Genomic DNA, 20250 nt, shown 5'->3' with positions numbered 1-20250 from the left:
TTTGACTGAAACAAATAAAGCATTTGAACTTTATTATATGCTAAGATTCTTTTTTGTTGTTTCCGAATCTCTAGCAATACCTCTACAGATTCGGTAATCGTTATATGAGGACGACCAGACATTTTAATGTTCTCCTTTACTTTTGAGATAAGTCTAGCATAACTTTAGAAAAATGGTATTACAGAACCATTTGCATAAAACTTTCCTTGTTTCTTTAGATTCGCTTTGCTTGTCGGTACGATCGACTGATTGTCGGTACGATCGACTGATTGTCGGCTCGATCGACTGATTGTCGGTACGATCGCCTGATGATCGGTACGATCGCCTGATGATCGGTATGATCGTCGACTGAAAGTCTGTACGATCGCCTGATTATCGGTATGATTGAATCAATGACGTGGCGATCGACTGACTGACTCTTTTAAGATACAAGGGGCGGGTTCACCCAAATTTATATCATCAATTCCCAGAACTAAAAAACCCGTCCCCACCCATCGCAGATACTCAAAAACTTGTTCCGCAATCAGGGTTAATTGGTTTGGTGGGGGCGGGTTTATTAATATTTTGGATGTGAACCAAAGATTGTTGGTGAACCCGCCCCTACGAGATTTGGTAATACAAGGATAGCTCAAAAATACCAAGATTAGTTAAGTATTAACAGGTAAGCGGATGGTAAAAGTAGAACCAACACCGACTTGACTGTTTACTGAAATATTGCCACCCATCATGAGGCAAAAACGCTGGCTGATTGCTAGTCCCAAACCAGTGCCGCCGTATTTGCGCGTGGTAGAAGCGTCTGCTTGGATAAAGGGTTGGAAAATGTTCTGCAATTCCTCGGGATTCATGCCAATTCCTGTATCTGTACAATTAACTACTAAAAATTCTTTACTGGGATTTGAGGATGGAGAATTTACCGCAGGTTCCGAACTGTTTTGTGGTGTCGCTTCGCTGCTGTAGCCGGCGATTTGTTCTCGGCTGGCGCTGAGGGTAATTGTACCATTGTGAGTGAATTTGGCGGCATTGCTTAGCAAATTCAATAAAATCTGCCTCAGTTTGGTAATGTCACCGTGCATAGTGCCGATATTGCCTATTTGCTGTAAGTTTAAAGTGTTATGATTTTTCTCAATTAGTGGCGCGGCGGTGTCGGCGACTTCTTCAATTAAGGTGGCGATGTCGAAGGTTTCTAAGTAGAGATCCATGCGACCGGCTTCGATTTTAGAAATGTCGAGAATGTCGTTTATTAGCGATAGCAAGTGTCGGCCGGATGTGCGGATTTTGTCTAAGTCTGGGGTGAGTTCATTGTAGCCGGATTCTTCGGTTTCTTCTTGGAGCATTTCGCTGTAGCCGATGATGGCATTGAGGGGCGTCCGCAGTTCGTGGCTCATGTTTGCTAAAAATGCGCTTTTTGCGGTGGAGGCTGCTTCGGCTGCTTCTAGGGCGAGTTGCAAGGCGGATTCAAAGACTTTACGATCGCTAATATCCTCGACACTACCTTCATAGTAGATTACCTCACCGCGCGTGTCGCACACTGCACGGGCGCTTTCGGAAATCCAAATTATGCTGCCGTCAACGCGGTAAACTTCTGACTCAAACCCCGAAATTTGTCCAGATTCTTTCATCACTCGCATAAACTTCTCGCGTTGTTGAGGATTGACGTAAGTTTGCTGTCTGATGTTGGTGAGATTTGATGTCAATTCTTCGGGAGTGGCGTAGCCGTAGATGCGGGCTAAGGATGGATTTACGCTCAAGAAGCGACCTTCGGGGGTGGTTTGAAAAATGCCTTCGACTGCGTTTTCAAAGATGCTGCGGTATTTTTGTTCTGCTTGACGCAGGGCGTTTTGTGTCCGATCGCGATCGCTGGCTTCGATCGCCAATGATACCAAATCTGCGAGGGAAGCAGCAAAATTTTGTTCTTCTACTGTCCAGTGGCGAGCACTTCCCACCTGTTCGATACAGAGGACTCCAACTGTATGTCCTCCCAATCGCACCGGCGCATCCAATGTGGATGTGGTGCCGCCTTCTGCAAAGTAAGATGATACCAATTCTCTGGTTCTGATATCTGAGAGAGCGTCGTCGGCTGCGATCGTCCGGTCTTCTTCCAAAGCTTTAAAATAAGCTGGATAGTCTGGTGCTGCGAGTTCGGCACCTTGGGAATGCTCGCCGTTGCTGCGGTGAAATTGGTCTAGACATTGCAATTTAGATCGGCTTTCATCGTACAACCACGCTCCGGCTGCTTCTGCGTCTAGGGTATGAGCCGCCGCTTCGGTGATTTCTCTTAAAGCTACTTGCAAATCGCCTCGATATAGCGCTTTATTTCTTGCCAATTCTAGCAAAACCGTATTTTGTTTGAGCAATTGTTTTTGCCTCATCCGCCGCACTGATTCGGCTCGCTTCTGTTCGGTAATGTCGCGAGCCACCCAAATTACGGATTCTTCTGAAAGCGGCGAAATGCTGGCGGCAAAACAAATTTCGCGGTCGTTAATGGTTAAATCGTACTCGATGCTAACTGTTTGCTGACTATCTAAGGCTGCTCGAATGTGGTTGAGAAAATTGTCTGCTGTAGCTTGCGGGAACAGCTCTCCGATAGTTTTACCAACTAATTCTGCTGCTGGTTTGTAGAGCAGCGACATATTTGTGGGCGCGATTTTCAAATAGCGACCGGTGGCATCCACAACTACAATTAATTCGTTCATGGCTGCAAACAAAGCCCGCAATTCTGCTTCGGTGGCTTCGAGTTCGGCAGTCCGCTCTGCTACTCGCTGTTCTAAACTGGAGTTGGTTCGTTCTAGGGCTACAAAAGACGATCGCAATTGTCTGGCCATCTGGTTGAAAGACTGAGCCAGGACGCCGAGTTCATTGACGCCTTTGACTTCGACTTCGCCGTCTAATTCGGCGGAGGTGAAGTCGGCAGCTTCGGACATTTTTGTTAAAGCTTTGGAAGCTTCCAGCAATCGGGTAATTGGTGTGACAACCCAGCGAGATGTGAAAATTCCCAGGACGATCGCCAGTATGAAGGCAAAAAAGCACAATAAAATAGTTGTGCGAGTGTTGGCGTTAATTTGCTCCATAAAGTCTGCTTCCGGGATTGCTACGACAATCAGCCAATCGAGACCGCGGCCGTCTCGCAGGGGAGCGACCGTAATGAATTGACGTTTGCCTTTTATATCGAAGCTAAACTGTCCTTGGCTGTCAATTTCTTCAAAACTGCCAAATCGTGTTTGCAAGTATGTGGAAGCCGATCGAATTAGCAAATTTTTGCTCTGTGTTGCCAACAGCCGTTTTTGTCCTTTGTTGTCAGTGATAAACGGCAATTCATCTGTGGAACTGGCGACTATTTCCCCGCTGCGCTCGATCGCAAAAACTTCTCCTGACGGGCTAATTTTGATACTTTTGAGAAAATCGCTGATTTGAGAAAGAGTCAGGTCAATTGCCAATACCCCCCGCAGTTTTCCTGTTTCAGTGTAAATAGGCATCACCGGCGTAATGCCGAGAACTGGCGAGGCAGTGAAGACGTAGATCGGAGACCAGGTGGCTTTTTCTGCCTGTTTGGCAGCTTGATACCACGGTCTAGTACGGGGGTCGTAGGGGGCGGTTTTGATTAGCTCAGTGCGGTTTCCTTTGCTGTCGAGGCGATAAATTTGGCGGTTGGGAGCAGTTGATTCGTCTCTGATGTATACTAATTCATCTGCTTCGCGTTTGAGCAAGAGGAATTTGCCCTGTTCGTCGCCGTAGTAGATGGTTGTAGTGCGATCGCTCAGCTTGGTCTGATTCCAAAAAAAGCGCTCTAAGTTGGGGAAGTCATCAGGGTCTAGGTTTCCAGAGGCGATCGCAGCATTATTCATTTGCAGGAACAGGTGAGACACCTCTCCAAAACTGCGGAAATTTTCTTTAGTCCTCGCTGCGACTTCCAAGCTCAACCTGGTAGCAAGGTCATTGACGGCTTTCTGGCCGTTGCGAAAAGACAGCCATCCAGTGACGCCGACTGCTACGGAGATTTGCACCACCAGCGGCATCAACAAGACGAGGCTCAGTGACATCTTGGGCGAGCTTTTCATCAGACGACGGCTCAGAGTTTTCAATAACATCAATATTATTCTGACACCTACGAGGTTTGCGTATCGTTTGTCGTTTCCAAGATGCCCTAGATAGTATAAGTTATAGCCTTTCTCAAAAAGGTGAGGTATGACTGACAGGTTATATAACCACTGAAACCAAGAGGGCTGAAGCCCAACAACGTACCTCATCTTTGTGAGAACCGCTATACAAAGTCCCACAGCAATATTGAATTGGGGTAGCCGCCCGGTCAAAACTTCGCTGAGGTTTCAAGCACTACTGTAAAAAAATTGTAATATTAATCATGGTACTACTTTCCTGAATCTGGCGATCGCGATCGAGAACTCCAAGGGAGCATCTCTGTTTTGCATTTAATAGTGCTGTCGGGAGCTCGCGTATCGTATAATACGCGAGCTATACGAGTTCGCACTATAAAAAAATTCTTTTTACAAAAATGAGATGCTCCCGAACTCCAGCCCCAAAACTCATGCCAGGTCAAAAAGCATACAACTCCTCAATCGATCGGTCATTCCCAATTCTAAAATCTTTAACCTAAAATCGGATCGCTTTCTCCGAGTGCAGGTTGCCTGCCTTACCGCTGGTTAATACAAATTAGATTAGAATTTTCAATGGCTGGGGGATGTCAAAAATGTAAGTTATTTGACACCAGACTGTTAAAAAATTTGCTATTCATAGAATAAGCGGGCAAAAGCGCGATCGCACGCCAAGACTGTAATTAAAGGATCTTGTGGTGCATCGAGGGCAGCAACGTCACTCGATTTTAGATTTTAGATTTTAGATTTTAGATTTACTCGCCTCGATCGAGGAGGTTGAACAGGAGTCTAAAATTTTGGGTGCGACCTCCATGAGCCTCGGCCATGTGTACCTATTTTTGCGTAATGTCAAGTGTTTTTGGCTTTTGTGGACAATGGCTTACGCCCCGCTACGCGATCGACCTTTGAGCAAAATAATACTTCGGGAGGATAACATGAGCTATACATTTGAAATCCTGGGCGTATCTCCAACTTTAACGTTTTTTAACCAGCAGCAGGAATTACTGCAACAACAGCAGCCGTCAGGTGTAGAATACTTGGGAAACCGAAAGTGTACTCTCGATTCTTTTGTAGCATCGGTAGAGATAATTTCTCCCTATCGCGGCTGGGATGTCGATCGAGTTGTAAATACCGTGATTAGTTTCTGGATGAACAACTCGGATAGCATCCAGTATTGGAAGGATAGATTGCAGGATGCCGGCAGCGAAAACTTGTTAGTAGCCAGAGTAGGCGATATCAAGTCTTTGCAAGCTGCATTTGAATCGCTACTGGGCGAATAGGAAGGAAGCATCTCATTTTCGTAAAAAGCCTTTTTTTGTTTGAGTGCGATCGTCCCTGCTCTCTTATACAATACGCGAGCGGGGACAGCAATAATATAAAAGCACCATGCAGATGCTCGCAATCGGAAAATCTGGAATTGGCAAAAAGTCGATCGACAATCACTAAAATCAAATCCCAATTCCCAATTCCCAATTCCCAATTCCCAATTCCCAATTCCTATGTCTCGTTCAAAAGCCCTGCAATCTTATATTTTTGTCCGCTTGCTACTCGCACCCCTAATGTTGTGGACAATCACCACAGCAGTATTTTTGTTACTCCGGGCCACTCCGGGCGACCCCATAGATGCCATTCTCGGCTCGCGAGCACCCGCCGCCGCCAAAGCAGCAATGCGAACCCAACTAGGCCTCGACGCACCCCTGTGGGAGCAATATCTAAAATACATGAAAGACTTGCTGGGCTTCGACTTGGGAACCTCCATCACCACTCGCGGCCAAACCGTCTGGCAAATTATCGGAGACTATTTCCCCGCGACAGTCGAATTAGCAGTTTGTAGCATGGCCATAGCTTTAATTGTCGGCATCAGTATCGGTTCCCTGGCGGCATCCCGCCCCAACACTATTTTCGATGCAGCAGGCCGTTTGTTTGGGATTATTACTTACTCGCTGCCGGCTTTTTGGGCTGGCATGGTTTTGCAGTTGATTTTCGCCGTACAGTTGGGCTGGTTTCCGTTGGGAACTCGGTTTCCGGTAACATTCCCAGCTCCCCAAGGCTACACGGGACTGTACACTGTAGACAGTCTCTTGAGCGCTAACCCCGGTCAGTTTTTCACAAGTTTGCATTATTTGGCACTCCCGAGTTTGACGCTGGGCATTCTTTTGAGTGGCATTTTTGAGCGAATTGTCAGGGTGAATCTGAAGCAAACTTTGCAAGCAGATTATGTTGAAGCAGCTAGAGCTCGCGGAATTCCTGAATTGCAAATTTTATGGGCTCACGCTCTCAAAAATGCGCTGATTCCGGTAATTACTGTCTTGGGACTGACTTTTGCTGCACTGTTGGGTGGTGCTATTTTAACTGAGGTTACTTTTTCTTGGCCGGGGCTGGCAAATCGTCTTTATGAAGCGATTAGCTTGCGAGATTATCCAACTGTTCAAGGTATTGTGGTGTTTTTTGCGGGAATTGTAGTAATTGCTAGTATTGTAATTGATATTTTAAATGCTTACATTGACCCGCGAATTAGATACTAAATGAAGGAAGAGTTGACAGTTGACAGTTGACAGTTGACAGTTGACAGTTGACAAAAAAAAGAATAAAGAATGAAGATTTTCGCCCTCTCCCCCTCTCCCAATCTCCCACTCCCCGGCTATCTGCTCCTTTGATATGCGTGGAAGATTATTAGGTACGATCGACTAAAATATTAAACTCACAATAAGTAAAATTAGTTGCAGGACTGATTGTCAAAAAAATGAAAATACAGGGAACCGATTATGCTACAGCGATTGTACTTATTCAGAAGTTGCTGGAAAAGCTGTTAGGAGATGAGGTTTTAGTGCGGGTGGAGCTACCAATTCAGTTAGGCGATGCCCAAGCAAAACCGTCGATCGCAGTTGTGATGCCAGACGCCCTGCGCTATACTGACCGCCATCCCATCGCCTCGGAGATATATCTGCTGATCGAAATAGTCGATGGTACGCTTCAAAATGACTGCGAGACTCAAGGAGATATCTATGCTGCATCGCAGATTGACGATTTTTGGGTGCTAGATATCCACCAACGCCAGCTTCATGTATTTCGAGAACCCTCAGACGACGGGTACCGGAGTCAAATGATTTTGTCAGAGGATTCGACTGTGGCGCTCTCAGCTTTTTCTAAGTGTACTTTCTGCGTGCGCGAGATGTTGCAGGCAGTGGCGGCTCTCTAGGAGGATTTGTAAACAGTTGACAGTTGACAGTTGACAGTTGACAGTTGACAGTTGACAGTTGACAGTTGACAGTTGACAGTTGACAGTTGACAGTTGGAGAGCTACCTCTACCCAGAAGTCTGAGTATTGGAGTAATGAATACTCTGATTTTAATGTCTCCCTCGAAGGCGGGCGGGCTTTCAACCAATTCTTTCTGGTAAAAAAGATCGGCTTTCAGAATGAGGACACTTGGCAGTTTATAAGGCATAGTGGATCCAATAAATATAACATTTGAGGAAGTGCTGATGAGATTATTGCGCCTCGCAGCCGCTCTATCGGCTGCCTTGACTCCATTGATGGCACAAGTCGCCTTTAGCCGTCCCATGCCCGGAACGGGCCAGTTTCCCAGGGCCTCAAACCCGCGAGTAGATGTGCCGGTTTGCTTCATCGAAACCCCAAGCGGTACAACTTTTGATTTAGTCAGCTTGTGCGGCACCAACGCTGCTCCCCAAAACACTGCTCCCGCAGCCGCCAACCCAGCCAATGCTCCTGGAAATAACCCCAATGCAGCTAATCCAGCAGCCCCCCCGAACCCCAACAGCGTTACCAGAGATGCTGCCGGCGCCCCGATAACTACTCCTGCTGGTACCGCAAATCCCGCAAATCCCGCAAATCCCGCAAATCCGGGAACTGCACCGAATACTAATCCCAACAACAACGCCAATCCGGGAACTTCGCCGAATACTAATCCCAACAACAATGCCAATCCGGGAACTTCACCGAATACTAATCAGCAGAATAATCTGAATCCAGGAAGTTCGCCGAATACAATTCCCAACAATAATGCCAATCCGGGAACTTCGCCGAATACCAATCAGCAGAATAATTTCAATCCGGGAACTTCGCCGAATACTAATCAACAGAATAATTTCAATCCGGGAACTTCGCCGAATACCAATCCCAGCAACAATGTGTCTCCCAACAGTACCACGGGCAACGGCACGGGTAGTTTTTGAAGGACGATCGCCCGATAAGTTAAGCTAAGACTGGAAGTAGCGATTCCCTACCCTTTGGGATAGCTTCGATCGCGCGTAGTTGAGGAGACCAACTGTGTCAAACTTAGTTCAACGCTTAGAAATAACTGCTCATCCGCAACTCGAAAAATCCCTCGGCTATCGAGGAGACAGTCGCTGGGTAGCTTGGCGGTGGGAACCCGACATCGACCAACTTATTTTCAGCGACGGCAAAATAGTCGGAACTGGCAATAACATGGCTTGGCTGGTATTTTTGCAGCACGATTTAGTTCAGCCTGCGCTACAAGAGTACAACTTCGGCGAGGGCGATCGCTACTGGCTGCTGTTAGACACCGAAACTCGAAATCTCTACGTTGGGGAAGGGAAAGCAGTTCAAAGTCTGCTCGAACAGCCGGAAAGTTTAGCTTTGTTAGCTTGTCTAGATGGCGGCAATGCCGGAAAAACTGCTGAAACTTGGCAGCAAACCCGAGCCCAAGTAACTGCAACAACCGCCTTTCGCCACCTCACAAACGTCATTCCTTTCGGAATTGCCGCTGCTTTAATAGGTGCTTTAGGAGTCGGAACCGGTTGGTGGGTAGTCCCGACGGTGCAGCAGAAACTCGCCGAAAAAACAACTTTTACTTCCCCCATTAGTTCGGCCGCCAACTGCGGGATTGGCGGTTCCGACGATTTTTCAGCCTATGTTGGTTCGTCAACCGGAGACAAAGAACTTCATTTGATTGGTGTTTACGAAGCTAATGCCGAACACGGGAAGGCAAATTTGTCGAAAAGTGCTATCCAAGTCAAAGTAGAACGCCGCAACAAGCCAATAATACTTGCACTTTCGGCCTACGAACCAGTCAACTGGAACGTGACTGTAGAACCCGGAGCAGTTATCGAGAAAATCATTGTTAACGGATACAACAACCAAACAGTTTCAGGAGTTTCGGGAATTCCGATACAAGTGCACAGCTACGAAGCAACCGGAAACTACATCGGCGACTTTATTTACAAGTGGGGTACAAATCCTGAAAGTAATACTCCCTCCCTCGTGACTAAACTCGAACAGACAAACCGTACAAGTTTAACTTCTTTTCAAGGATGTTACAGAGGTACGAACTTTAGTATTAAATGAGCGCAGCGACAGACACCGAAAATTTAAAACCTAGTCTGGTCAAATCACAAAACCCGCGCGGGCGGGTTTTTTATTGAAATTTAACATTCTTAGTATTTCTATGGTATAATATGCCGTGGCGTTATTATCAATAATCATATAATTTCCGGTAAATTCAATGCCATCAAGAAGGTTTGATCGTTCGGAATGCGAGTCCTCGGATTGATGCGGACTAAAGTCCTCACTACGAACCAATTTGATCGTTCGGAATGCGAGTCCTCGGATTGATGCGGACTAAAGTCCTCACTACGAACCAATTTGATTGTGTTGATTCTTTTCGGACTTGATGTCAATTTCCAATTCTTACAATGCTAACACAATCCCTATGAAATACTGGTATGAAACCCTCGCAGTAGCGCAGCGAATTTTAATTGAATTGGGAAGGCGGCGGCGCAGCTTAGTCTTGTGGAGTATTTTTCCAATTTCTATCTTGCTAATCAATGGTTTAATTTTAAAAGAACGCGCCAATCTCACCACAGCCAAAGCCTTTGAAAGTGCTGCACCTGCAAGTTTAGTAGGAGCCGCTTTATTTTTTAGCTGTCTCGGCGGCAGTGTAGCCACGGTAGTCTCAGAGCGAGAACAGCATACTCTCAAGCGCTTATTTGTTTCCCCCCTGAGTGGCACTTCCTACTTTTTAGGAATTTTTCTGGCTCACAGTGCGATCGGCATCGGTCAGGTACTTTTAGTATACACGATAGCAGCGTGTTTGGGAGCACAATTTCAAGGATCTATTCTGTTAGGATGCGCGATTATTCTACTCAGCATTGTATCCTACGTAGGAGTTGGCTTTATTCTGGGGACGCAGTTTGCGAGGCGCACAGAAGATGTCAACTCGCTAGTAGCCGCTTTCGGCGTTCCTTTGTTGATTTTAGGAGGTGCATTTTTGCCAACTGCGCTGTTCCCCAAAACCCTGCTGGATCTCGCCCAGTACAATCCGATTTATCATATGAACGAAGCGCTGATAGGCGTGTGGGCTAACGGCAAAGATTTTGCGGATATTGAATCGCACTTCTGGTTTTTATTCATATTTGCTATTTCGATGATCGCAGGCGGATGGCTGTCATATCGGCGGATGTTAAGAGTAGAAAGAAGACTTTAAATAAATCAGGGAATTAAAAGATAATTTAGAGAAAAAACTAGGAGATTTTAAGCAGTGCTGCAAATAGAAAAGCTAAATAAGGCTTACGGCGAACGTTCAGTGCTTAACGATTTAACACTGCACATTCAAGCTGGCGAAATTTACGGTTTGCTGGGGCCAAATGGGGCGGGCAAAACTACAACTATCAATATTTTATGCAATTTGCTAAATGCTGACAGCGGTAAGGTTTTCATCAATGGCGAACCTGTTTCGGAAGCTACTAAACTGTTAATCGGTGTAGCGCCTCAAGAAAATTTGCTTTACAAAAGCCTTAGCTGTGCAGAAAACCTCAATTTTTTTGCTCAAATTTATGGTTTAGAGCGCCAACAGCGCCGCTATCAAGTAGAACAATGCTTAAAAGCAGTAAATTTGATAGATAGAGCTCAAAGTCCGGTGGAAACTTTGAGCGGAGGAATGCAGCGCCGTTTGAATATTGCGGTGGCTTTGGTTCACCAGCCTAAATTAGTAATTTTAGATGAACCGACAACTGGTTTAGATATTGAGGCTCGTTATGAAATTTGGGAGTTGATTCAGCGTTTGCAATCGGAAGGAATTACGATTTTGCTAACAACTCATTTGTTGGATGAAGCTGAGCGTTTGTGTCAGAGAATTGGGATTTTAAAGAATGGTAGTATTGTGGCTGAGGGCAGTTTGGAGGAGTTGCAAAAACTAATTCCGGCTCAGGAAATTATTGTGGTTAAAACCGACGCAGAAGCTGAAGTCATCGCCCGCGCAGCAGAATACAGTTTTATTCCCCGCCGCTACGGTAGCGATTTGGCTTTTTGGCTGCCGGAACGTTTGGAATTAAAGGATATTATTTTGCGTTTTGATGGGATTTCTATTGATTCAATAGCTCGCTATCCGGTGCGGTTAGAACATATTTATGTAGAGGTTACAAAACAAACTCTATCTTAACATTTCTGACCCTCGCGCACAATCCAAGAAACCGGGTTTTTACGATTTTTACCGACAGTAACGAAGTATTCTCGCAAAAACCCGGTTTCTAGCTACCCGTGCGTCCATCCGCCACCATCAGCGGTTAAAGTTCCAAAGTAATTAACTGAGCAATTTCTTCCGTTTGAAAACCCAAAGCCATCGGCTTTTGCACTTGAGGAATCACCTGCACATCATAAAGTTCCGTGACAACTCCTTCAAACCGCAACCAATGTACGATCGCACCAGTAGTCAAATCTATCACCATCATACCGCAGCGAGCCTCAGCATCTTTGGCTACCAACAACTCATCCAACTCTAAACCGCTAAAAGTATTGTCACCACCCCTCGGTTTCGACAATCCAACAATCGCCCAATTTTGCCAAAAAGCCAATCCTCGGACATATGCCGGACAAAATGCGATCGCCTGAAATTTCCCTGTCTCTAAATCGACATAACCAAATTCTCCTCTCCCCGAATTCAGCAACCACAACTTATCTCGATACCAGCGAGGTGAATGCGGCATCGACAATCCCGTAGCGATGATATCATTAGATGCGACATCAATCACTATGCCGCCATTTTTTCTGCGATCGCGCCAACCATCCACCACATCCGACTGACTCGACGCTGTGACATATTTTGCCTCTCCATCCACCATTGCCAAACCGTTGAGGTGACAGCGGTCTTCGTTGATGTATTGTGAGATAAACGGTGGTTTCCATAAAGGTTTGCAACTGTGGCGATCGCTCAAAGTAGCGATACAATTAAACAAGGTACTGATAAACAGAATTTGGTTATTTTTATCAACAGCGATATCGTGAATGTCGATATCTCCTGTGGTGTGGGCGATGCGCGGTATGTAAAGGCGATCGTAACCTTGATGTTGTCCGCCCGCAGCCAGCACATTATCTAATTGCCAGAGTTGATATTTTGAGCTTAGGTAGAGGCGTTCCGGCGTGCAGAAAAGTCCCATTGCGCGATCGAATATTCGCCAAAAAGCCGAGATTCTGTTGGTTTCTGGCGCGGCACCGATTAACATCAACCTGCTGGTTTGATAGGTAGTACAAGCGAGGCTGATTTGTTGTTCGGTTAACCAAGCTGGTAAATCGCGATCGCCAAAAATATCGTGTTCGTGGACTGTATTGAAAGTGGCTCGTTCGTTATTCATAGAATTTAGAGGCATATAGCGGATCTAGCTCTCATATTCGCGGACGTTGTTGGGATGCGAGCCCTCTTTGTCTGGGAGGTTATGTAAGCTGTCAGTCATACCTCATCTTTTTGAGAAAGGCTATATCTTTTTTATATATCCCAAATGCAAGGGCGGGTTTTACGCTCCAATAATTGGCTAAAACCCACAATCTCATAAACCCGCCCCACTTCTTAAATTTTTATGATTTATGTAAAATTACTTATAAAATAAAGATTTGGTAAATGAGAAGCTAAGCCATTGATTCTCGAAGAGAACCTTGCTAAATTCCTAGTAGTTAAAAATCTAGCGTTTCGTCTGCTAGCAGGTAGAATTGCCGCAGATAAAAAATTAAATTTGGCGATCGAGCTAGACCAAGTTAACAACAACTTATTCTACTAGAACGAAAAGCAGATGAAAACTCTAGTTCAAATTAACCCCAATAAAAAAAACTCTTTGATTGGTTCCTTTCGCAACCAACCAAGGGAAATCGTCATCCTTGACCCCACAATACCCGACAGCCACTACCTAATCCAGGGCATCAAACCAGATACAGCTACCTACATCCTCAAAAATAAGACCGATGCGATCGAGCAAATCACCACATTCCTAGCTCAGCACACAGGTATCAAAGCCCTACACATCATCACCCACGGCGGTTCCGGCAAGATTTACTTAGGCACGACAGAACTCAACAGCAACAACATCGAAAACTACAGCCAACAGTTGCAACAGTGGCGAAACGCCCTGATAGCTAACGCAGACATCTTATTATATGGGTGTGAAATAGGCAAAGGAGAAGCTGGCAAAAATTTCGTCAAGCGATTGAGTGAAATCATTGAGGCCAATATCGCCGCTTCAGCTAATCCTACTGGCAGTGCTGAATTAGGCGGAGACTGGGAATTAGAAGTACAAACAGGCCCGATAGAAACAGCAGTAGCATTTAACCTCAACACCCTCAGTGCTTACAGCCACATACTAGCCACCGTCAACCCCGACAACAAAGCCATTCCCGTCAACTCGTCGGCAGTTAGCATTGACGTACTCGCCAACGACACAGGTAGCGGAAGACCGAAAGTTCAAAGCATCACTACTGCCCCCACCAACGGTACAGCGATTATTAATGACTGGATTTATGTCGGGGGCCGTTTTACCACCATCGGTGGACTCGCACGCAACAATATCGCTCGGTTGAATAGCGATGGGACATTAGATAGCACCTTCAACCCAAATGCGGATGATAGTGTCTTAGCGATCGCCATAGACAGCAGTGGCAACCTCATAGTGGGCGGCTTTTTCAACAACATCGGCGGACAACCCCGCGGACGTATCGCCAAATTAGACCCCACAACTGGTGTCGCCGATGCCACCTTCAACCCGAATGTTAATGGTAGTGTCTATGCGATCGCCTTAGACAGCAGTGGCAACCCCTATGTGGTCGGCGCTTTCACCAACATCGGCGGACAATCCCGCAACAATATCGCCAAATTAAACCCCACAACTGGTGCCGCCGATGCTACCTTTAACCCGAATGCGAATAGTTTTGTCTATACGATCGCCATAGACAGCAGTGGCAACCCCTATGTGGGCGGCATTTTCACCAACATCGGCGGCAGTGTCCGCAACAGAATCGCCAAATTGAACGCCATAACTGGTGTCGCCGATGCTACCTTTAACCCGAATCCGAGTGGTTTTTCTGTCAATACGATCGCCATAGACAGCAGTGGCAACCCCTATGTGGGCGGCTCTTTCACCAACATTGGCGGACAATCCCGCAACAATATCGCCAAATTAAACCCCACAACTGGTGCCGCCGATGCTACCTTCAATCCCAATGCGAGTGGTAGTGTCCATGCGATCGCCGTTGACAGCAGCGGCAACCCCTATGTGGGTGGCAGTTTTGCCAACATCGGCCTACAAACCCGCAACAGCATCGCCAAATTAAACCCCACAACTGGTGTCGCCGATGCCACCTTCAACCCCAATGCAGATAATGGTGTTAGAGAGATCGCCTTTGACAGCAGTGGCAACCCCTATGTGGGCGGTTATTTCACCAACATCGGCGGACAAACCCGCAACTATATCGCCAAATTAGATCCCACCACAGGTGTCGCTGATGCTACCTTCAACCCCAATGCAAATGATTATGTCTTTGCGATCGCGATCGACCCCAAAAGCAACATCCTCTACACCCCCAACGCCAACTTCAACGGCGTAGAAACCTTTCAATACACCGCCACCGACGGCATCATCTCCACCCCCACCACCGTCACCGTCCTCGTAAACGACTCGCCCGCACTCGACAACAGCGGCACACCCACCCTCAACGCCCAAAACCAAAACGACAGCGCCAGTACAGGCACATTAATCTCCACCATCATCGCCAACCTCGGCGGCACAAAAATCACCGATCCCAACGCCAGCGCCTCCCAAGGCATCGCCATCACTGCATTAGACACCGCTAACGGCACTTGGCAATACACCACCAATGGCACAACCTGGACAAACACCCCAGCCGTTTCTGCCACCAACGCCTTACTATTAGCGAGTGATGCCAACACCAAAATCCGGTTTGTGCCCAATGCAGGTTACAACGGCACTGTCACCAACGCCATTACCTTTGCCGCCTGGGATCGAATTACCGGCACAAATGGCACTACCGCTAACTACACCACCGATCGAACCAATAACACAACATCCAGCGTTTTTAGCACAGCTACCGAAACCGCCAACATCACAGTTAACTCCTTCCCCACGATTACCAGCGTCAGTGCAGCCACCCCAGACGGGACTTACGGCATCGGCACAAACATCGGCATCACTGTTAACTTCTCTGAAATCGTCAACGTCACGGGTACGCCGCAACTTAGCTTAGCAGGTGCAACACCCGTCGCCAGTTACCTCTCAGGCACCGGTACTAACACCTTGACATTCCGGTACACAGTAGCAGCAGGCGATCGCAGCGCCGACTTAGACTATCTTTCCACAACTGCTTTATCTTTAAGCGGCGGTACTATTAAGAATGCTGCCACTTTTGATGCCAGCTTAACATTACCAGCACCCGCTGCTGCTAACTCTTTGGGTGCTAATAAAGCAATAGTAATAGATGGAATTGTGCCAACTGTTACCAGCGTCACCTCTACCACCGCCAACGGCAGTTACAACACAACTAGCAACATCAACGTCACCGTCAATTTCAGCGAAGCAGTTACTTTAGCAGGCGGTAACATGACAGTCAACCTAGATACAGGCGGCACTGTCACAATTGCACCTTTTACCGGCACATCTGCTGTCGGCACTTATACTCCAGCCACCGGACAAAACAGCACGGATCTCAACTCAACTGGCATAACTTTAGCAACTGGTGCAACCTTAAGAGATTCTGCGAGCAATAATGCAACATTAACTATTCCTGCGGGGCAGTCTTTAGCTGATAGCAAAGCCATAATTGTAGACACACTTGTACCAAATGTCACCTTAACATCAACTTCACCAACCACCACAAACGCACCATTTTTAGTCACAGCAACATTCAGCGAAAGCGTCACAGGATTTATCGCCAGTGACGTGAATCTGACTAACAGTACGATTAGCAATTTCACAGGTAGTGGCACAACCTATACTTTCACCGTTACACCGAATGCTAACGGCGCTGTCACAGTTGATGTCCCGGCAGCTAGAGCGATTGATACCGCGGGTAATAACAATACCGCTGCGGCTCAATTAACTCGCACTGCCGATACTCTTGCACCAACAGTAGCCCTAACATCCGCATCACCAACCACCACAAACGCACCGTTTTTAGTCACAGCAACATTCAGCGAAAGCGTCACAGGATTTACCGCCGCTGGCGTGAATCTAACTAACAGTACAATTAGCAACTTCACAGGTAGCGGCACAAATTATACTTTTACAGTCACACCGAATGCTACTGGTAATGTCACCGTTGATGTCCCTGCTGCTAGAGCGATTGATACCGCTGGTAACAACAATACCGCAGCCACTCAACTTACCCGCACTGCTGATATCACCGCACCTACAGTTTCCTTAACATCAACATCACCAACCACAGTAACTGGTTTATTTACCGTCACTGCTACCTTCAGTGAAAATGTCATCGGCTTTGATACTACTGATATCACCGTAGCCAATGCTGCTGTCGGAAACTTTGTCATAGTTGATGCCAAAACTTACACTTTTGATGTCACACCAACTGCTACTGGTAATGTCACAGTTGATATTCCCACAGCTAAAGCCACAGATGCTGCGGGTAACAATAACACCGCAGCCACTCAACTCACTCGCACTGCTAATATCACGATCCCGATTATTGATGTCATCCCACCTACGGCTAACTTGGCACCAATTTCTAACATTACTACAGCAGGTGGTACAAGTCAGACATTGACAGTTACTTTCAGTGATATCAGTGGAGTTGATGTTAGCAGTTTAGAAAATTCTGATGTTGTTGTAAATTGGTCAGGCGGTGCTATTCCTGCTAGATTTATTAGTGTTAATACTAATAGCAATGGTACACCCCGCACAGCGACATATTCGTTTACTCCCCCAGGCGGAAGTTGGGATAATACTGATAATGCTACTTACACAGTTAATTTGCAAGCATCGCAGGTGAAGGATGTTGTTGGCAATTTGTCTGCTGCTAGCGGTTTAGGTAATTTTAGTGTGAATATTACCCACACCAACTCCTGTCACCACACCAACTCCTGTCACCACACCAACTCCTGTCACCACACCAACTCCTGTCACCACACCAACTCCTGTCACCACACCAACGCCTTTCTCGCCGACTCCGACGCCCGAGGTAAGTCCAACTCCGACGCCTTTCTCGCCAACTCCAACTCCAACACCGACGCCCCCGCCATCGGAAACTCCGACAGCGACACCGACGCCGACACCATCGCTAACTCCGACACCGACAACAACACCTGCGGTAACCGAAACACCTGCGGTAACCGAAACACCTGCACCAATACCGACACCAACACCTGCGGTAACGCCAACACCTGCGGTAACGCCAACACCTGCGGTAACGCCGACACCAACGCCAGCGGAAACACTGACACCCGCACCAACGCCGACACCATCGCTAACTCCGACACCGACACCGACACCAACACCTGCGGTAACGCCAACACCCGCAGCGACGCCCGAGGTAACACCAACACCCGAATTAACGCCAACACCAATAACTAACAACATCCCCAACGATGACTGCATCTGCGATGAAATTGACTATCCCAACTTAAACCAACCAAATACAGTTGAAAACACCATACTCGGTATATCCGGCATTCAAATAGGCACTGCCCAAAACGATGAATGTCTTGGCAGCAACAACGGCAATATATTCGATGCTAAATCTGGGAATGACAACTTATATGGTGGCGAGAGTCGTGACATATTCAACGGCAATAAAGGCAATGACTTTATCAGCGGTGGCAAAGGTGACGACATCTTATTTGGAGATGAAAATAATGACATCATCCTGGGCGATGCTGGCAACGATTTAATCTTCGGAGGTAAAGGCAATGACTCCATCAATGGTCGCGAAGGTGATGACATCGTTTATGGTAACAGAAATGATGATTTCATTGATGGTGGTAAGGGTAATGACACCTTATTTGGAGGCAAAGGGAATGACATAATCTTTGGTAGTGAAGGTGAGGATTCGCTGTTTGGAAGTCAAGGTGATGATACCATTTGCGGCGGGGCTGGCGATGATTTTATCAGCGGTAACGAACAAGCAGATATTCTGGGAGGGTGTGAAGGAAATGATACTATTTATGGAGGGGAAGATAACGATACTCTAACTGGTTGTCAAGGCGACGACATTCTTTATGGAGACTTGGGTAATGATAGTTTGACTGGTGGTATTGGGAATGATATTTTTGTCTTAGAAGCCGATCGCGGATTTGACATAATCGCTGATTTTACCGTCGGTCAAGATTTGATTGGATTAAGCGGTGGTTTAAGTTTTAATCAGTTAGCAATAACTCAAAATACTCAGGGAACTCTCATCAAAAATGTCTTGACGGGACAGGAGTTAGGTGTGATGATTGGAGTGACTGCTAATGCGATTACATCCGTGAATTTCCGCCAGATTTAGGGAAGTGATTTACCGTTGGGTGGGGGCGGGTTTTTGAGATTATTGGTTGAGTGGCAATTATTGTTGGTGAACCCGCCCCTTGTATCTTAAAAGAGTGAGTCAGTCGATCGCCACGTCATTGATTCCATCATACCGATAAGTGGGCGATCGTACCGATAAGTGGGCGATCGAGCCGATAAGTGGGCGATCGTACCGACAAGCAAAACGAATCTAAAGAAACAAGGAAAGTTTTGTAAAAAAGGTTCTGTAACAGGCGAAAGTGCTAGCTAGGGCTGACTCGCGATCGGCACTGACAATGTGTTAGACTATGAGGTAAAATTAGTCAAAAGCCATGCACAGCATCACTTTCGTTCATGTACCGAAAACTTGACTAAAGCCCCAAAAGCAGTGTCCAACTTTGCCCTTCACGGACAAGGACAATTATCAGAGAATAATCGTTGGTAATCATGGCAAAAATAATTCCATGGTCAGAATTTTTGTTGATGAATATGCCCAAAAATTCACCTGTTCAACGGGAGCCCCCGCGAAATCGTTTCGTATAGCATTGGGGGCATTAATAATCAAAGAGAGATTAGGAACTAGCGACTCTGAAACAGTAGAACAAATAAGAGAAAACCCATACCTACAATACTTCCTAGGTCTAAGTGGCTATAGTAATGCTAGACCATTCGACTCATCCATGTTCGTTTATTTTCGGCAAAGAATAGGAGTCAACCCGAGGAAATAAAATCAATGAAAAAATGGTCAAAGACCAGACCCAAGTACCAGGAGAAGAAGTAGAAAAAAAGTCATCAGACTGGAGTGAACCCAAAAATCAAGGAAAATTAATATTATAGCCTTTCTCAAAAAGGTGAGGTATGACTGACAGGTTATATAACCACTGAAACCAAGAGGGCCCAAGCCCAACAACGATCAAGCCCGAGAACATACTGAAAAAATCATAGATAGTCTACACAATCAAACTAAATCACCCGTAAAAAAAAGCCTCTTGACATATCGAAACAGAGCCATAAAAGAATACCTAACCATAGCAAAACAAAAAAAGCCACGACTAAAATCAAGAAGAAAAGCCATTAAAAAACAACTGCAATACATCCAAATAAATTTGGCTAGTATAGAGCGAATGGGTGAGCTACAGTTATTAACCAAATCTCATTATAGAATGCTGTTAGTAGTTACAGAAGTCTACCGCCAACAGTTGTTAATGTACAAAAAGAAAGAACATAGTATTCCCGACAGAATAGTAAGTTTAACGCAACCACAGATCCGCCCGCTCCGTGAGAGGGAAAGCTTGGAAATCCGTTGAATTTGGGGCAAAACTGTCAGCCAGTTGTCGAAATGGGTACGTATTTTTAGACCGAATTAGTTGGGATAACTTCAACGAATCAGGAG

Annotated in this window: 12 protein-coding genes and 1 pseudogene; 11 read left to right on the top strand and 2 right to left on the bottom strand. The window is 46.3% G+C overall.

Translation table 11 applies throughout. From position 1 onward, the window contains the following. Positions 1-647 precede the first annotated feature (647 nt). Positions 648-4055, bottom strand: a complete 3408-nt coding sequence (locus tag JGK36_RS28705) for a PAS domain S-box protein (RefSeq protein ID WP_293198775.1) — start codon at positions 4053-4055, stop codon at positions 648-650. Between the two features lie 986 nt (positions 4056-5041). On the opposite strand from JGK36_RS28705, the gene JGK36_RS28700 reads away from it, so the two are divergent. The 7 genes from JGK36_RS28700 (at position 5042) to JGK36_RS28670 (ending at position 11524) form a co-directional block, all read left to right on the top strand. After that, positions 5042-5386 carry a hypothetical protein gene (locus JGK36_RS28700; protein ID WP_293179849.1) on the top strand — a complete coding sequence of 115 codons (345 nt, stop codon included), beginning with the start codon at positions 5042-5044 and terminating at the stop codon, positions 5384-5386. Positions 5387-5605: 219 nt separating this feature from the next. Continuing rightward, complete coding sequence (locus tag JGK36_RS28695; RefSeq protein WP_293179846.1) at positions 5606-6631, top strand: ABC transporter permease; 1026 nt, start codon at positions 5606-5608, stop codon at positions 6629-6631. A 203-nt stretch (positions 6632-6834) separates the two neighbouring features. Continuing rightward, positions 6835-7305, top strand: a complete 471-nt coding sequence (locus JGK36_RS28690) for a Uma2 family endonuclease (RefSeq protein ID WP_293179979.1) — start codon at positions 6835-6837, stop codon at positions 7303-7305. Between the two features lie 284 nt (positions 7306-7589). Continuing rightward, complete coding sequence (locus tag JGK36_RS28685; RefSeq protein ID WP_293190933.1) at positions 7590-8300, top strand: hypothetical protein; 711 nt, start codon at positions 7590-7592, stop codon at positions 8298-8300. Positions 8301-8394: 94 nt separating this feature from the next. Continuing rightward, positions 8395-9432 (top strand): hypothetical protein, encoded by a 1038-nt coding sequence (locus tag JGK36_RS28680; RefSeq protein WP_293179840.1) that lies wholly within the window; start codon positions 8395-8397, stop codon positions 9430-9432. A gap of 364 nt (positions 9433-9796) precedes the next feature. Continuing rightward, positions 9797-10570, top strand: a complete 774-nt coding sequence (locus JGK36_RS28675; protein ID WP_293179837.1) for an ABC transporter permease — start codon at positions 9797-9799, stop codon at positions 10568-10570. 54 nt (positions 10571-10624) lie between these two features. Next, positions 10625-11524, top strand: coding sequence for an ABC transporter ATP-binding protein (locus JGK36_RS28670; protein ID WP_293190935.1), 900 nt, complete (start codon positions 10625-10627; stop codon positions 11522-11524). Positions 11525-11648: 124 nt separating this feature from the next. Here the strand turns inward: JGK36_RS28670 and JGK36_RS28665 are convergent, their stop codons facing one another. Next, positions 11649-12728, bottom strand: coding sequence for a TIGR03032 family protein (locus tag JGK36_RS28665; RefSeq protein WP_293201247.1), 1080 nt, complete (start codon positions 12726-12728; stop codon positions 11649-11651). Between the two features lie 264 nt (positions 12729-12992). On the opposite strand from JGK36_RS28665, the gene JGK36_RS28660 reads away from it, so the two are divergent. The 4 genes and pseudogenes from JGK36_RS28660 to JGK36_RS28640 form a co-directional block, all read left to right on the top strand. Next, the gene (locus JGK36_RS28660) at positions 12993-13133 is read left to right on the top strand and encodes a hypothetical protein (protein ID WP_293179828.1); all 141 of its coding nucleotides are present in this window, start codon (positions 12993-12995) and stop codon (positions 13131-13133) included. A gap of 12 nt (positions 13134-13145) precedes the next feature. Beyond that, positions 13146-17945, top strand: coding sequence for a DUF4347 domain-containing protein (locus tag JGK36_RS28655; protein ID WP_293201245.1), 4800 nt, complete (start codon positions 13146-13148; stop codon positions 17943-17945). Next, the gene (locus JGK36_RS34025; protein ID WP_366516614.1) at positions 17938-18858 is read left to right on the top strand and encodes a calcium-binding protein; all 921 of its coding nucleotides are present in this window, start codon (positions 17938-17940) and stop codon (positions 18856-18858) included. Before JGK36_RS28655 ends, JGK36_RS34025 begins: the two co-directional genes overlap by 8 nt. Before the next feature lie 366 nt (positions 18859-19224). After that, positions 19225-20250 (top strand): annotated as a pseudogene (locus tag JGK36_RS28640) (transposase); the annotation flags it as partial.

The sequence above is a fragment of the Microcoleus sp. PH2017_35_SFW_U_B genome (assembly GCF_020737865.1).
Classification (GTDB): Bacteria; Cyanobacteriota; Cyanobacteriia; order Cyanobacteriales; family Microcoleaceae; genus Microcoleus.
Note: the sequence above shows the minus strand (reverse complement) of the source record. Positions and strands in the feature narration are given on the sequence as shown.